This window comes from Kitasatospora sp. NPDC058032, assembly GCF_042885845.1.
GTDB lineage: Bacteria > Actinomycetota > Actinomycetes > Streptomycetales > Streptomycetaceae > Kitasatospora.
Genome location: NZ_JBHVRK010000005.1, coordinates 388,919 through 402,228, shown reverse-complemented (window position 1 = coordinate 402,228; position 13,310 = coordinate 388,919). Strand labels below are relative to the sequence as shown.

At 69.8% G+C, this 13,310-nt stretch carries 14 protein-coding genes; 1 reads left to right on the top strand and 13 read right to left on the bottom strand.

Going from position 1 to position 13,310, the window contains the following annotated elements:
• Window positions 1–27: 27 nt before the first annotated feature.
• The gene (locus tag ACFVUH_RS11805) at window positions 28–570 is read left to right on the top strand and encodes a hypothetical protein (RefSeq protein WP_355371345.1); all 543 of its coding nucleotides are present in this window, start codon (window positions 28–30) and stop codon (window positions 568–570) included.
• A 12-nt stretch (window positions 571–582) separates the two neighbouring features.
• Here ACFVUH_RS11805 and ACFVUH_RS11800 read toward each other — a convergent pair whose 3' ends face one another.
• The 13 genes from ACFVUH_RS11800 to glyA all read right to left on the bottom strand — a co-directional run bounded on the left by ACFVUH_RS11800 (window position 583) and on the right by glyA (window position 13,029).
• Window positions 583–1,155, bottom strand: coding sequence for a cob(I)yrinic acid a,c-diamide adenosyltransferase (locus ACFVUH_RS11800; protein ID WP_355371343.1), 573 nt, complete (start codon window positions 1,153–1,155; stop codon window positions 583–585).
• A 153-nt stretch (window positions 1,156–1,308) separates the two neighbouring features.
• Window positions 1,309–1,809: a DUF2550 domain-containing protein gene (locus ACFVUH_RS11795; RefSeq protein ID WP_344324216.1), complete on the bottom strand. Its 501-nt coding sequence runs from the start codon at window positions 1,807–1,809 to the stop codon at window positions 1,309–1,311.
• A 148-nt stretch (window positions 1,810–1,957) separates the two neighbouring features.
• Window positions 1,958–2,341, bottom strand: coding sequence for a F0F1 ATP synthase subunit epsilon (locus ACFVUH_RS11790; protein ID WP_355371340.1), 384 nt, complete (start codon window positions 2,339–2,341; stop codon window positions 1,958–1,960).
• Window positions 2,342–2,526: 185 nt separating this feature from the next.
• A complete protein-coding gene (gene atpD, locus ACFVUH_RS11785; protein WP_387912700.1) occupies window positions 2,527–3,972 on the bottom strand; it encodes a F0F1 ATP synthase subunit beta in 1,446 nt (481 codons plus the stop codon).
• A gap of 2 nt (window positions 3,973–3,974) precedes the next feature.
• Window positions 3,975–4,889 carry a F0F1 ATP synthase subunit gamma gene (locus ACFVUH_RS11780; protein ID WP_355371334.1) on the bottom strand — a complete coding sequence of 305 codons (915 nt, stop codon included), beginning with the start codon at window positions 4,887–4,889 and terminating at the stop codon, window positions 3,975–3,977.
• A 32-nt stretch (window positions 4,890–4,921) separates the two neighbouring features.
• Window positions 4,922–6,496: a F0F1 ATP synthase subunit alpha gene (gene atpA / locus ACFVUH_RS11775; RefSeq protein WP_355371332.1), complete on the bottom strand. Its 1,575-nt coding sequence runs from the start codon at window positions 6,494–6,496 to the stop codon at window positions 4,922–4,924.
• A 155-nt stretch (window positions 6,497–6,651) separates the two neighbouring features.
• The gene (locus ACFVUH_RS11770) at window positions 6,652–7,467 is read right to left on the bottom strand and encodes a F0F1 ATP synthase subunit delta (protein ID WP_387912698.1); all 816 of its coding nucleotides are present in this window, start codon (window positions 7,465–7,467) and stop codon (window positions 6,652–6,654) included.
• Complete coding sequence (locus ACFVUH_RS11765; protein WP_387912696.1) at window positions 7,464–8,024, bottom strand: F0F1 ATP synthase subunit B; 561 nt, start codon at window positions 8,022–8,024, stop codon at window positions 7,464–7,466. The genes ACFVUH_RS11770 and ACFVUH_RS11765 overlap by 4 nt, the downstream gene beginning before the upstream one ends.
• 40 nt (window positions 8,025–8,064) lie before the next feature.
• Entirely contained in the window at window positions 8,065–8,292 is a 228-nt protein-coding gene (atpE, locus tag ACFVUH_RS11760; RefSeq protein WP_327680722.1) for an ATP synthase F0 subunit C, read from the bottom strand.
• Between the two features lie 108 nt (window positions 8,293–8,400).
• Entirely contained in the window at window positions 8,401–9,216 is an 816-nt protein-coding gene (gene atpB / locus ACFVUH_RS11755; protein ID WP_387912693.1) for a F0F1 ATP synthase subunit A, read from the bottom strand.
• A 301-nt stretch (window positions 9,217–9,517) separates the two neighbouring features.
• On the bottom strand, window positions 9,518–9,883 hold the full coding sequence (locus ACFVUH_RS11750) for a hypothetical protein (RefSeq protein WP_355371318.1): 366 nt from the start codon (window positions 9,881–9,883) through the stop codon (window positions 9,518–9,520).
• Between the two features lie 365 nt (window positions 9,884–10,248).
• Window positions 10,249–11,595: an MraY family glycosyltransferase gene (locus ACFVUH_RS11745; RefSeq protein WP_387912691.1), complete on the bottom strand. Its 1,347-nt coding sequence runs from the start codon at window positions 11,593–11,595 to the stop codon at window positions 10,249–10,251.
• Window positions 11,596–11,754: 159 nt separating this feature from the next.
• Entirely contained in the window at window positions 11,755–13,029 is a 1,275-nt protein-coding gene (gene glyA, locus ACFVUH_RS11740; RefSeq protein ID WP_355371312.1) for a serine hydroxymethyltransferase, read from the bottom strand.
• Window positions 13,030–13,310 lie beyond the last annotated feature (281 nt).

Below are 13,310 nucleotides of genomic sequence, written 5' to 3'. Positions count from 1 at the left end.
AGGCATCGCCGAGAGCCGGAGCAGACCATGATCGTCACCCTGATCCTCGCCGCCGAGGCCGCCTTCTGGGTGGTCCTCGCCCTGGGGCTGGTCACCCGCTACCTGCTGCGGTGGCGCCCGGTGAGCACCGTCCTGCTGGTCGGGCTGCCGGTGATCGACCTCGGGCTCTTCCTGCTCACCTTCCTCGACCTGCGCGGCGGCGCCACCGCCTCCTGGACGCACGCGCTGGCCGCGAGTTACCTGGGTTTCTCGGTCGGCTACGGCCCGTCGGTGGTCCGCTGGGCCGACGCCCGGTTCCTGCACCGCTTCGCCGGCGGGCCGAAGCCGCCGCCCGCGCCCAGGTACGGCGCCGAACGCAGCCGCCACGAGTGGCGGATCTGCGGGCGCACCCTGGTCTCGGTGGCGATCACGGTCACCCTGATCAGCGCGCTGAAGCTGTTCACCGACGCGCCCGGGACCGCCGTCTTCGACCAGTGGTACTGGAAGCTGGGCATCGCCGCGGTGGTCAACACCGCGATCGCGGCCAGCTACACGCTCTGGCCCAAGCAGCCGCCGAAGCCGAGCAGCTAGGCCGCGCGGCCGCTAGCGGTTCTCGCCCGGCACCCAGAGCACGTCACCGCGCTCCTTGTTGGCCGACCGGGCCAGGATGAACAGCAGATCGGACAGCCGGTTGAGGTACTTGGCGGTCAGCGGGTTGACGGTGTCCCCGTGGGTGTCGATCGCCGCCCAGGTGGCCCGCTCGGCCCGCCGGACCACGGTGCAGGCCAGGTGCAGGTACGCGGCTCCCGGAGTGCCGCCGGGCAGGATGAAGCTGCGCAGCTTCTCCAGCGTCTCCAGGTAGTGGTCGCAGTCCGCCTCCAGCTTGTCGATGTACGACTGCTGGACCCGCAGCGGCGGGTACTTCGGATCCTCCACCACCGGGGTGGCCAGGTCGGCGCCGACGTCGAAGAGGTCGTTCTGCACCCGGGTCAGCACGGCGGCCACGTCCTCGGGCAGCGCGCCGGCGGCGATCGCCACGCCGATCGCGGCGTTGGCCTCGTTGGTGTCCGCGTACGCGACCAGGCGCGGGTCGGTCTTGGTCGTGCGGCTCATGTCGCCCAGCGCGGTGGTGCCGTCGTCGCCGGTGCGGGTGTAGATGCGCGTCAGATTGACCATGCGGCCAGCCTAGCCGGGCCGGTTGGGCCGCGGTGACCCCCGCTGACCCCCGTCAGGCGACGTTGACCTCCCTCACCCCGAGGGTCCGTCGCTACGCGACGTTGACCTCCCCCAGCCTCCGGCCGGGGGCACCCCCACCCCGAGGGTCCGTCGCTACGCGACGTTGACCCTCTGCCCGGGCGGGGCCGCCTCGAGCCAGGCGAGGAAGCCGGTGAGCGCGTCCTCGCTCATCGCCAGCTCCAGCGGGGCCCCGTTGTGCAGGCAGCGCAGCACCACCGAGCCGGAGAGCAGGGCCAGCTCCTCCTGCCCCTCCGGGTAGCGCCGGCCGAGCACCTCGATCTCCCGGCGCGGCAGCACCTTCCGCGGGCGCGGGGCGTACGAGAAGACCCGGAACCACTCGATGGAATCGCCGCTGTACCGGCCGATACCAAAAACCCACCCCTTGCCATCGGTCTGCGGGACCGGGGCCGGGGTGGGTTGGCCGTTCTCGTCGAGGTCGGGCTGCGTCGAGGCGTCGGCCGGCATTTTGAGCCGGTAGCTGCAGTCGAACGTGCCACCGACCCGCTGGATCACACGGCGGCGTACCGCGAACGCGACCAACCCGATCACACCGAGCGCCACGACCGCCGCACACACCACAAGGGCGAGGACCATGCTCACCTACCTCCTCGCTACCCGCGTTCCCCGTGTCGGTCGTACCAGCCGACCGCGTTGACCTACCAACTGAGACGACAGTCCCGGGGTCACGCTCACGCGTCCCCGGGACCGTCGGTCGACCCCGCTCAGGCGGGATCCGGCGCACTCAGGCGTGGGCCTTGAGGCCGCGCGCCGCGAACAGCCGGACCTCGGCGCGCCGCTCGGCGTGCTCGTCCAGGTCGGACTTGGCCTTGTCCAGCGCGCGCTCGGCGCGCGCGACGTCGATCTCGTCCGCCAGCTCGGCGATCTCCGCGAGCAGAGACAGCTTGTTGTCGGCGAACGAGATGAAGCCGCCGTGCACCGCGGCGATCACGGTGTTGCCGTCCGTGGTACGGATGGTGACCGGACCGGTCTCCAGCACGCTCAGCACCGGGGTGTGACCCGCCATGATGCCGGTGTCACCGGAAGCCGTACGGGCGACGACGATGGTGGCCGCACCGGACCACACCTTGCGGTCGGCTGCGACCAGCTCGACGTGCAGCTCAGCCAACGTGGGCTCCTAGGCTCATGCAACGCCCGATTACTCGGGAGTTTCGGTAAGAATAACGGGCCCGCGCCCCCGGCATGAAACCGGCGGCACGGATTTGACCGGAATCACAGTCGATGCGACGCGAGGGGTGGGTCCCAGGGTTGGGGCCCACCCCTCGCGATCACGCTCGGCTGCTACCGGCCGGACTACTTCTTCGCCAGCTCGGCGGCGTTCTTCTCGAGGTCCTCGATGCCACCGCACATGAAGAAGGCCTGCTCCGGGACGGAGTCGTACTTGCCGTCCGCGATCGAGTTGAAGGCCTCGATGGTCTCCGACAGCGGGACGGTCGAGCCCTCGACACCGGTGAACTGCTTCGCCACGTAGGTGTTCTGCGAGAGGAAGCGCTCGATGCGGCGGGCACGGTGGACCGTGACCTTGTCCTCCTCGGACAGCTCGTCGATACCGAGGATCGCGATGATGTCCTGGAGGTCCTTGTACTTCTGCAGGATCCCCTTGATACGGACGGCCGTCTCGTAGTGGGTCGCAGCGATGTACCGCGGGTCGAGGATGCGGGACGTGGAGTCCAGCGGGTCGACGGCCGGGTAGATGCCCTTCTCCGAGATCGGACGCGACAGAACGGTGGTCGCGTCCAGGTGGGCGAAGGTGGTGGCCGGCGCCGGGTCGGTCAGGTCGTCCGCGGGGACGTAGATCGCCTGCATCGAGGTGATCGAGTGACCACGGGTCGAGGTGATGCGCTCCTGCAGGAGGCCCATCTCGTCGGCCAGGTTCGGCTGGTAACCCACCGCGGAGGGCATACGGCCGAGCAGGGTCGACACCTCGGAACCGGCCTGGGTGAACCGGAAGATGTTGTCGATGAAGAGGAGCACGTCCTGCTTCTCGACGTCGCGGAAGTACTCCGCCATGGTCAGCGCGGAGAGCGCGACGCGCAGACGGGTGCCCGGCGGCTCGTCCATCTGGCCGAAGACCAGCGCGGTCTTGTCCAGAACGCCCGAGTCGACCATCTCGTCGATGAGGTCGTTGCCCTCACGGGTGCGCTCGCCGACGCCGGCGAACACCGACACACCACCGAAGTTCTCGGCGACGCGGTAGATCATCTCCTGGATCAGAACGGTCTTGCCGACACCGGCACCACCGAACAGACCGATCTTGCCACCCTGAACGTACGGGGTGAGGAGGTCGATGACCTTGATGCCGGTCTCGAACATCTCGGTCTTGGACTCGAGGTCCTTGAACGCCGGGGCCTTGCGGTGGATCGGCCAGCGGACCTCGACCTGCTTGTCGAACTCCGCCTGGTCGACGTTCAGCACGTCACCGAGGGCGTTGAAGACCTTGCCCTTGGTGATCTGGCCGACCGGCACCGAGATGGCGGCACCGGTGTCGCTGACCTGCGAGCCACGGACCAGACCGTCGGTCGGCTGCATCGAGATGCCGCGGACCAGGCCGTCGCCGAGGTGCTGGGCGACCTCGAGGGTCAGGGTCTTCTTGCCCGAGCCGTCGGGGTTGTCCACCTCGACGTGCAGGGCGTTGAACATGTCCGGAATCGCGTCGACGGGGAACTCCACGTCGACGACCGGGCCGATGACCCGCGCGACGCGGCCCGTCGCCGTGGTCGGCTCAACAGTGGTGGTCATACTCATTCGCTCCCCGCGCTAGCGTCGGCCAGGGCGTTCGCGCCACCGACGATCTCGCTGATTTCCTGGGTGATCTCGGCCTGACGGGCCGAGTTGGCAAGCCGCGTGAGCGACTTGATGAGCTCGCCGGCGTTGTCCGTCGCGCTCTTCATGGCGCGGCGGCGGGCGGCGTGCTCGGAGGCAGCCGACTGCAGCAGCGCGTTGTAGATCCGGCTCTCGACGTACCGCGGCAGCAGCGCGTCCAGGACGCCCTCCGCCGACGGCTCGAAGTCGTACAGCGGGAAGATCTCCGACTTGGCCGGGTTCTGGTCGCTGAGCTGGACCTCGTCCAGCTTCAGCGGCAGCAGCCGCGCCTCGACCGCGTTCTGCGTCAGCATCGACACGAACTCGGTCGAGATCAGGTGGAGCTCGTCCACGCCGCCGGTCTCCGTGGTGAAGGCCTCGATCAGCTCGGCGGCCACCGTCTTCGCGTCACCGTAGGTCGGCTTGTCGGAGAAGCCCGTCCACGAGCCCGCGACCCGGAGGTTGCGGAAGCCGTAGTACGAGACGCCCTTGCGGCCGACGATGTACGTCACCACGTCCTTGCCCTCGGCGCGCAGGCGCTCGGAGAGCGTCAGCGCGGCCTTGATGGCGTTGGTCGAGTAGCCGCCCGCCAGACCGCGGTCCGCCGTGATCAGCAGGACCGCGGCGCGCGAGGCGCTCGGGTTCTCGGTGGTGAGCGGGTGCTTGGCGTTGGACCGGGTGGCCACCGCCGTCACCGCCCGGGTGAGCTCATCGGCGTACGGAGTGGAGGCGGCCACCGCGCGCTGCGCCTTGACGATGCGCGACGCGGAGATCATCTCCATCGCCTTGGTGATCTTCTTCGTCGCGGTGACAGAGCGGATCCGGCGCTTGTAGACCCGAAGCTGTGCTCCCATGGGTCGTTACGTCCTTTCCCTCGCTACCGGACTCAGGCCTGCTCGGAGAGCAGCTTGCCGTCAGCGGTCTGGTAGCCCGCCTTGAAGCTCTCGACGGCCTTGGTCAGCGCGTCGACGGTGCCGTCGGCCAGCAGACCGGTCTCGACGATGCCGGCCAGCAGGTCCTTGTGCTGCAGACGGACGTAGTCCAGGAACTCGCGCTCGAAGCGGCGGATCTCGGCGACCGGGACGTCGTCCAGCTTGCCGGTGGTGCCGGCCCAGATGGAGACGACCTGCTCCTCGACCGGGAACGGCTGGTACTGGCCCTGCTTCAGCAGCTCGACCATGCGCGCACCGCGCTCCAGCTGGGCCTTGGAGGCCGCGTCCAGGTCGGAACCGAAGGCGGCGAACGCCTCCAGCTCGCGGTACTGGGCGAGGTCCAGACGCAGACGGCCGGCGACCGAGCGCATGGCCTTGATCTGGGCGGAGCCACCGACGCGGGAGACCGAGATACCGACGTTCACGGCCGGGCGGATGCCGGCGTTGAACAGGTCGGACTCCAGGAAGCACTGGCCGTCGGTGATGGAGATGACGTTGGTCGGGATGTACGCCGAGACGTCGTTGGCCTTGGTCTCGATGATCGGCAGACCGGTCATCGAGCCGCCGCCCAGGGCGTCGTTCAGCTTGGCGCAGCGCTCCAGCAGGCGGGAGTGCAGGTAGAAGACGTCACCCGGGTAGGCCTCGCGGCCCGGCGGGCGGCGCAGCAGCAGGGAGACGGAACGGTAGGCCTCGGCCTGCTTCGACAGGTCGTCGAAGATGATCAGGACGTGCTTGCCGTCGTACATCCACTCCTGGCCGATGGCCGAGCCGGTGTACGGGGCGAGGTACTTGAAGCCGGCCGGGTCGGAGGCGGGAGCGGCCACGATGGTGGTGTACTCCAGCGCGCCGGCCTCCTCCAGGGCACCGCGGACGGACGCGATGGTGGAGCCCTTCTGGCCCACGGCGACGTAGATGCAGCGGACCTGCTTCTCCGGGTCGCCCGAGCGCCAGTTGTCGCGCTGGTTGATGATCGTGTCGACGGCCACCGCGGTCTTGCCGGTCTGGCGGTCACCGATGATCAGCTGGCGCTGGCCGCGGCCGATCGGGGTCATCGCGTCGATGGCCTTGATGCCGGTCTGCAGCGGCTGCTTGACCGACTTGCGGGCCATGACGCCCGGAGCCTGGAGCTCCAGGGCGCGGCGACCGGTCGAGGCGATGTCGCCCAGGCCGTCGATCGGGTTGCCCAGCGGGTCCACGACGCGGCCGAGGTAGCCGTCGCCGACCGGAACCGAGAGGACCTCGCCGGTGCGGCGCACCGTCTGGCCCTCCTCGATGCCGCCGAACTCACCGAGGACGACGACACCGATCTCGCGGGTGTCGAGGTTCAGCGCGAGGCCGAGGGTGCCGTCCTCGAACTTCAGCAGCTCGTTCGCCATGACCGAGGGCAGACCCTCGACATGGGCGATGCCGTCCGCCGCGTCAGTGACCGTGCCGACCTCTTCCACAGAGGCGGCGTCCGGCTGGTACGACTGGACAAAGTCGGCCAGCGCGTCCCGGATCTCCTCCGGACGGATCGTAAGCTCCGCCATCAGGCTTCCCTGCTCTCCTAGTTTGCGATCCTCGGCCCGCCATTGAGGGCCGCAAGTACTCGACTCTCGGCCGGGTCGTATGAACCGGCCGTACGTTTTCCCGACTCCGGTGGAGCCGGTTTCCCGACCGAGGGTCGGATGTGCTGCTTGGGTGCTCAGCCTTCGAGGGACTGGCGAGCGCCTTCCAGGCGGCTCGACACCGTGCCCTCGATGATCTCGTCACCGATCTGCACGCGGACACCGCCGACGACCTCGGGGTCGACGTCGATGTTCAGGTGGACCTGGCGGCCGTACAGCCGGCCGAGAGCACCCGACAGGCGCTCCCTCTGGCTGTCCGACAGCGGAACCGCCGTGGTGACCTGGGCCACCACACGGTCGCGCCGGGAGGCGGCGAGCTTGGAGTAGGACTCCAGCCCCTGCTCCAGGCTACGGCCACGCGGGTTGTTGACCAGGGTGGTGATCAGCCGCACGGTGCCCGCGTGAGCGCGGCCGCCGAGCAGCTTCTTGATCAGGGCCGCCTTGGCGACGGCACCGGCCTTGGGCTCGGTCAGCGCGGCGCGCAGCTCGTGCGAGCCGCTCACCACCCGGCCGAACCGGAAGAGCTCGTCCTCGACGTCGTCCAGGGCACGGGCCTTGTCGGCGGCGATGACCTCGGCGTACGCGGCCAGCTGCTCCGTGGAGTCGACCAGGTCGCGGGCGCCCGACCAGCGGGACCGCACCAGGCCGGCGACCAGGTCGGCCGTCTCGCCGGAGACCTGGCCGGTCAGCAGCGAGGAGACCAGCTGGGCCTTGTCCTGGCCCGACCGGGACGGGTCGGTCAGAACGCGGCGCAGCGACACCTCACGGTCCAGCAGGGCCGTGACGGCGGTGAGCTCCTCGGCCAGCCTGGCCGCGTCCACCGAGGTGGAGTCGGTCAGGCTCTCCAGGTTCTGCCGCCCGGCGGCGAGGGCCTCGCGGCTGGCGCCGATCACTTGGCCGCGCCCTGAGCAACGGTGGCCTTGGCCTCCAGCTCGGCCAGGAAGCGGTCGACGACACCGCTCTGCCGCGCGTGGTCCTCGAGGGACTCACCCACGATGCGGGACGCCAGCTGGGTCGCGAGCGAGCCCACGTCCTGGCGCAGGGCGGCGGTCGCCTGCCTCTTGTCGGCGTCGATCTGGGCGTGGCCGGCGGCGACGATGGCCTCGCGCTGGCGCTGGCCCTCCTCGCGCATCTCGGCGAGCTGGGCGGCGCCCTGCTCGCGAGCCTGCTCGATGATGCGAGCAGCCTCGTGACGCGCCTCGGCGAGCTCGGCGCGGTACTGCTCAAGCAGGGCCTGGGCCTCGGCCTGAGTTGCCTCGGCACGCTCCATGCCGCCCTCGATGGCGTCCCGGCGGTCCGCCAGCACCTTCTCGATGCTGGGCAGGAGCTTCTTGCCGAGGATGCCGAAGACGATGAAGAAGCAGAGCAGGCCGATGATGACCTCGGGCCACGCGGGGATGAGGGGGTTCATCTCCTCCCCCTCCTGCGCGAGGAAGACCACGGGGTTCATATCTGAACCTTTCGTCGAAACTGGCTACCGATGTGCCGGACTACTTGCCGAACACGAACGGCATGACGATGCCGATGAGCGCGAGCGCCTCGGTCACGGCCAGACCGATGAACATGTTGGTGCGGACCAGGCCGGCGGCCTCGGGCTGGCGAGCCATGGCCTGGACGCTGTTACCGAAGATGAGGCCCAGACCGATGCCGGGGCCGATGGCCGCGAGACCGTAGCCGATGGAAGCGACGGAACCGGAGACCTCAGCGAGGTTCTGCATCTCAAACTGTCCTTATGCGTGGTGGAACCGGTGGTGGTTGGCCACCGGGAGTCTTTGTCGGGAGTTGCCCGTGCGAGTCGGCGCCGTCGCTCCGGCGCCGGTTCGACGTCAGTGCGCCTCGTCGAGCGCTCCGCTGATGTACGTGCTGGCGAGGAGCACGAAGATGTATGCCTGAAGGAACTGGATCAGCAGCTCGAAGGCGGTCAGGGCGACCGTCACGGTGAACGAGGCGCCCGCGTACAGCGCGCCGACGCTCGGGCTGAGCAGGTACCAGGAGGCGATCGAGAACATCACGATCAGCAGGTGACCGGCGAACATGTTCGCGAACAGTCGGACCGCGAGCGTGAAGGGCCGCAGGAAGATGTTCGAGACGAACTCGATCGGCACCAGGATGAACATGACCCAGCCGGGCACGCCCGACGGCCAGCACAGGTTCTTCAGACCGCCCACGAAACCGTGGGTCTTGAAGGTCAGCCCCATGTAGGTGACCCAGACGACCAGGGCCAGCCCTGCGGGGAAGGCGATGTTGGCGGCAGCCGGGTACTGGACGAACGGGACGATCGACATCACGTTCAGGAGCCAGATGAAGAAGAACAGCGACACCATCATGGGGACGTACTTCTGTCCCCGCTTGCCGATGGATTCGAGCACGATGCTTCGCTTGACGAACTCGTAGCCGATCTCGCCGACCAGCTGCAGCTTGCCCGGCACGAGCTTCGGCTTGGCGAAAGCAGCCCAGAAGAAACCGATGACCAGCAGCGCGATGAGCATCGACAGGAGCATCGGCTTGTTGAACTCGATGCTGCCAATCGTGAAGATCGGCTTGAACTGGAACTCGTTCAGGCCGGGCGCCGGGAAGCCGCAGCCGGAGAACAGGTGGCAGTTGGCCTCGGAGGCGAGCTGCGTGAGCCTGTCAGCACTCACCACGGACTCCTTCGTCGTGACACATAGTTACGGCAACCTCGGTGTGTCGGCGCGGCTCTCAGCCACGGTGCGGCACTTTGACTGGATTCTTGTCTCGCGCGCCGGCCACAACGGGGCGCGGCGCCGAAGCGCGGCCCTCGTCTGGCCGACAGTGTGGAGACGGTGGGGTGCTGGAGCGCCATCCGTCCGGTCAGTGGAACGATCCAGCCGCAAGCCACACCCCGTGGCTGTCCCGGACGATAGCAGTCCGTCGACCGGGCACCGGACACCGCCCCCTCCTTGGGAGGGGGAGGAGGCAGCGTCACGGTTGACGCTCCGGGGGATCCCCCTTCTTGGAGGAGGAACCGGTCTCCACGTAGAAGATCTTGACCTTCATGCCGATCCGAACCACCGCCCCCGTCCAGACCAATGTGCAACCCAGTACGGTGAAGCCGAAGACCTTGGTGTCGAAGGCGGTCGTGTTCTTGAAGACCGCCAGCACGATCCCCACCAGGAGGATCTGAGCCATGTAGACCGACATGGCCACCGGTAGCAGAAGCTGGGGGTTTCCCCTGCTCAGGCGATCGACAGCGGCTTGGCCGACGCTGAAGAACGCCATCACCAGCACCGCTGCGAACAGGGCACCGTACAGCCCCTTGACCCCCACCACCGCGGTGGAGATCGCCATGGCGGCGACCCCGGCGACCGCAGTGGGGATTGCGGCGCCTCGGATGATCCGGGCGTCATGGGACGGCATGTCGGCAACTCCGGCGGCATGTCGGGCAAACGGACGTCGAGCAGCGTGAACACCCGACGAGTGCTCACATCTGGGACCGGGAGGATGACCTTCGTGGATCCGAGTCCTCATTGCACAGAGGCTCTCGACCAGGCCCGGGCTCCTCGTGAACGGTATCACAAGCTATTTGATGTGGTCTTTACCCTACGCATGTGCTGCTCGCCACACGGGTTCCCGGTGATGTCACCCGAACGGACGAGGCGGCGAGCTGACGGCCGCGCCGAAGTGCCCGCCCGCGTCAGCACCCGGGTGTGCGGTCAGCCCCGGCCGCGCGGTCGGTGGCCGACCGCGGTGGCCCCGTCTCCGAAGCGCCTGAGCACCTCCTCGTCCATGACCGGGAAGTCGTCCTCCGGGGTCGGGGCAGGTGCGGCCGGGTCCGCGCCGCCCCCGACGGGCGACGGCTTCTCGGCGACCCGCACGACCTCCGGAACCGGACGGCGGCGGCGGTAGCGCGGCGGCACGAAGGCCTGCACGGCGCGCGGGGCCCGCGGCCGGAACCGCGGGGTGAGCAGCACCACCAGGCCGACCAGGCAGAGCCCGGCCAGCGTGAGGACGACGGTGCGGCCGGTGTTGGTGACCGAGAAGGCGACGGTCCCGAAGGCGATCAGCGCGGCCCAGAAGTACATGATCAGTACGGCCCGGCTGTGCGAGTGGCCGACCTGGAGCAGTCGGTGGTGCAGGTGGCGCTTGTCGGCGGCGAACGGGGACTGCCCCGCCCAGGTGCGGCGGACCACCGCGAGCAGCAGGTCGGCCAGCGGCAGCGCGATGACCGTCAGCGGCAGCAGCAGCGGGATGTAGATCGGCACCAGGGCGTGCACGGTGGCGGTCTGCGAGCCCAGCTCGCTGGTGATGAGGTCGGGGTCGACCCGGCCGGTGATGGAGATCGCGGCGACGGCCAGCATCAGGCCGAGCATCATCGATCCGGAGTCGCCCATGAAGATCCGGGCCGGGTGCATGTTGTGCGCCAGGAAGCCCAGGCACATGCCGATCAGCAGCACGCTGAACAGCACGGCGGGGGCGGCGTCGGTGATCGTGTAGCCGTACCAGAGCCGGTAGGAGTACAGGAAGAAGGCCATCGCGGCGATGCAGACCATGCCGCCGGCCAGACCGTCCAGGCCGTCGATGAAGTTCACCGCGTTGACCATCACCACGACCATGACCACCGAGATGACCATGCCCTGGGTGGGACTGACGGCGACCGGTCCGACGCCCGGCACCGGGAGGGTGATCACCGTGACGCCCTGCCAGACCATCACACCGGCGGCGATCATCTGGCCGCCGAGCTTCACCAGGGCGTCCACGCCCCACTTGTCGTCCAGCACGCCGAGCAGCCACATGATGCCGGCCCCGGAGAGCAGCGCCCGGATGTCGGTGCCCTGGGAGAACACCTTGCTCAGGTTGTCCAGCTGGGAAGCGACCAGGATGCCCGCGCAGAGCCCGCCGAACATGGCGATGCCGCCGAGCCGCGGCGTGGGCTCGCGGTGCACGTCGCGGGCGCGGACCGGGGGCATCGCCCCCGCCGCGATGGCGAACTTCCGGACCGGCCCGGTCAGCAGGTAGGTGACGGCCGCGGTGCAGAACAGCACCAGCAGATACTCACGCACCACTGACCTCCTGCAGCGCTGTCCGACGGGTGGGTACCGAAGGTACTCCCGTGCCTGTCCGGGGTTCGAGGTGCGTCGCCACGGCACACACCTTATTGACTCCGACGCCGGGGCGCGCATCGCGGTTCGCCCCGCCGGGTAGGAGATTCGGATAACCGTTCAGCGGCGCCCGGCGAACGCCCGTGCCAGCTCCCGGACCCGCTGCGCCACCCGGACGTCCGTGCCCGCGACGAGCAGCCGTCCGATCAGCCCGGCGATCTCCTCCAGCTCCGCCTCCCCCATGCCCTGCGAGGTCACCGTGCCGGTACCGAGCCGGATCCCGGAGGCCTCGGACGGCGGCGCCTCGTCGTACGGCAGCGCGCACTTGCCGAGCAGCAGGCCGGCGGCGGCGCAGCGGCGCTCCGCCTCGGCGCCGCTGACCCCGAGCGCGCCGACGTCGGCGGTCACCAGGTGGGTGTCGGTCCCGCCGGTCAGCGGGCGCGCGCCGACCTGCGCGAGCCCCTCGGCCAGCACCCGCGCGCCGGTCACCGTGCGCTGCGCGTAGGCCCGGTAGGCGGGCGTCGCGGCCTCGGCCAGCGCGACGGCCTTGCCGGCCACCTCGTTCATCGCGGCGCCGCCCTGGCTGAACGGGAAGACCGCCCGGTCGATCCGCTCCGCCAGCTCCGCGGTGGACAGCAGCAGGCCCCCGCGCGGGCCGCGGAGCAGCTTGTGGGTGGCCGCCACGGTGACGTCCGCGTACGGCACCGGGGACGGCGCCAGGCCGGCCGCGATCAGTCCGGTGGTCTGCGCGGCGGCGGCCACCAGATAGGCGTCCGTCTCGTCGGCGATCTCCCGGAAGGCGGCCCAGTCGGGGTGCCGCGGGTAGGAGATGGAACCGGCCACGATCGCCTTCGGGCGGTGGCGCTGGGCCAGCTCGCGCACCTGGTCGAGGTCGATCAGCCCGTCCTCGCGGCGCACCCCGTAGCCGACGAAGTCGAACCAGCGGCCGGAGAAGTTGGCCCGCGAGCCGCAGCTGAGGTGGCCGCCGTGCTCCAGCGACATCGCGAGCACCACGTCGCCGGGCCGCAGCAGCGCGGCGTAGGCGGCCAGCATCGCCGAGGTGCCGGAGCGCGGCTGCACATTGGCGTGCGGGGCGGCGAACAGTTCCCGGGCCCGGTCGATCGCCAGCAGCTCGGCGGCGTCGGCGAGCGCGCAGCCGGTGTGGTGGCGGCGGCCGGGGTAGCCCTCGGCGTACTTGTCGATCAGCGGGCCGGTGAGGGCCGCCAGGACGGCCGCGCCGGTGAGGTTCTCCCCGGCCAGCAGCTGGACCGTCTCGGCCCTCCGCTCGGCCTCGGCGGCCAGCAGGTCGGCCAGCTGGGGATCGGCCCGGTACAGGGCCGCTGAGCGCGCCTCGGCGGTGTCGACGGGTCCGGTCGCGGCATCGGTGACGGTCATGGCGGGGCTCCCGGGCGCGTCGGGTCGGATTTCTCCAGCGTAGGACCGCCCCCGCGCCCCGGCACGGCGGCGCGTGCCGGGGTACGCCCGGGCGTACGAAGGGAGCCGTGAGCGGCGCTGGAACAAGGACCGTCGGGACCGGGCCGGGAGCGCCCGGGCGGGGTGGGCTGCTGCCCGCCCGGGCGCGCCGGTGCCGAAAGGGAGGCGCGAGGACGCCGTGAGGTACGAGCGGCGTTGGAGCAACGACCGTCGGGACCGGGCCGGGAGCGCCCGGGCGGGCC

Bases quoted from the DNA above. Each gene is read 5' to 3' on its own strand.
- ACFVUH_RS11805 (WP_355371345.1), top strand. From the start codon at position 28: ATGATCGTCACCCTGATCCTCGCCGCCGAGGCCGCCTTCTGGGTGGTC.
- ACFVUH_RS11800 (WP_355371343.1), bottom strand. From the start codon at position 1,155: ATGGTCAATCTGACGCGCATCTACACCCGCACCGGCGACGACGGCACC.
- ACFVUH_RS11795 (WP_344324216.1), bottom strand. From the start codon at position 1,809: ATGGTCCTCGCCCTTGTGGTGTGTGCGGCGGTCGTGGCGCTCGGTGTG.
- atpD (WP_387912700.1), bottom strand. From the start codon at position 3,972: ATGACCACCACTGTTGAGCCGACCACGGCGACGGGCCGCGTCGCGCGG.
- ACFVUH_RS11780 (WP_355371334.1), bottom strand. From the start codon at position 4,889: ATGGGAGCACAGCTTCGGGTCTACAAGCGCCGGATCCGCTCTGTCACC.
- atpA (WP_355371332.1), bottom strand. From the start codon at position 6,496: ATGGCGGAGCTTACGATCCGTCCGGAGGAGATCCGGGACGCGCTGGCC.
- ACFVUH_RS11765 (WP_387912696.1), bottom strand. From the start codon at position 8,024: ATGAACCCCGTGGTCTTCCTCGCGCAGGAGGGGGAGGAGATGAACCCC.
- atpE (WP_327680722.1), bottom strand. From the start codon at position 8,292: ATGCAGAACCTCGCTGAGGTCTCCGGTTCCGTCGCTTCCATCGGCTAC.
- ACFVUH_RS11750 (WP_355371318.1), bottom strand. From the start codon at position 9,883: ATGGCGATCTCCACCGCGGTGGTGGGGGTCAAGGGGCTGTACGGTGCC.
- glyA (WP_355371312.1), bottom strand. From the start codon at position 13,029: ATGACCGTCACCGATGCCGCGACCGGACCCGTCGACACCGCCGAGGCG.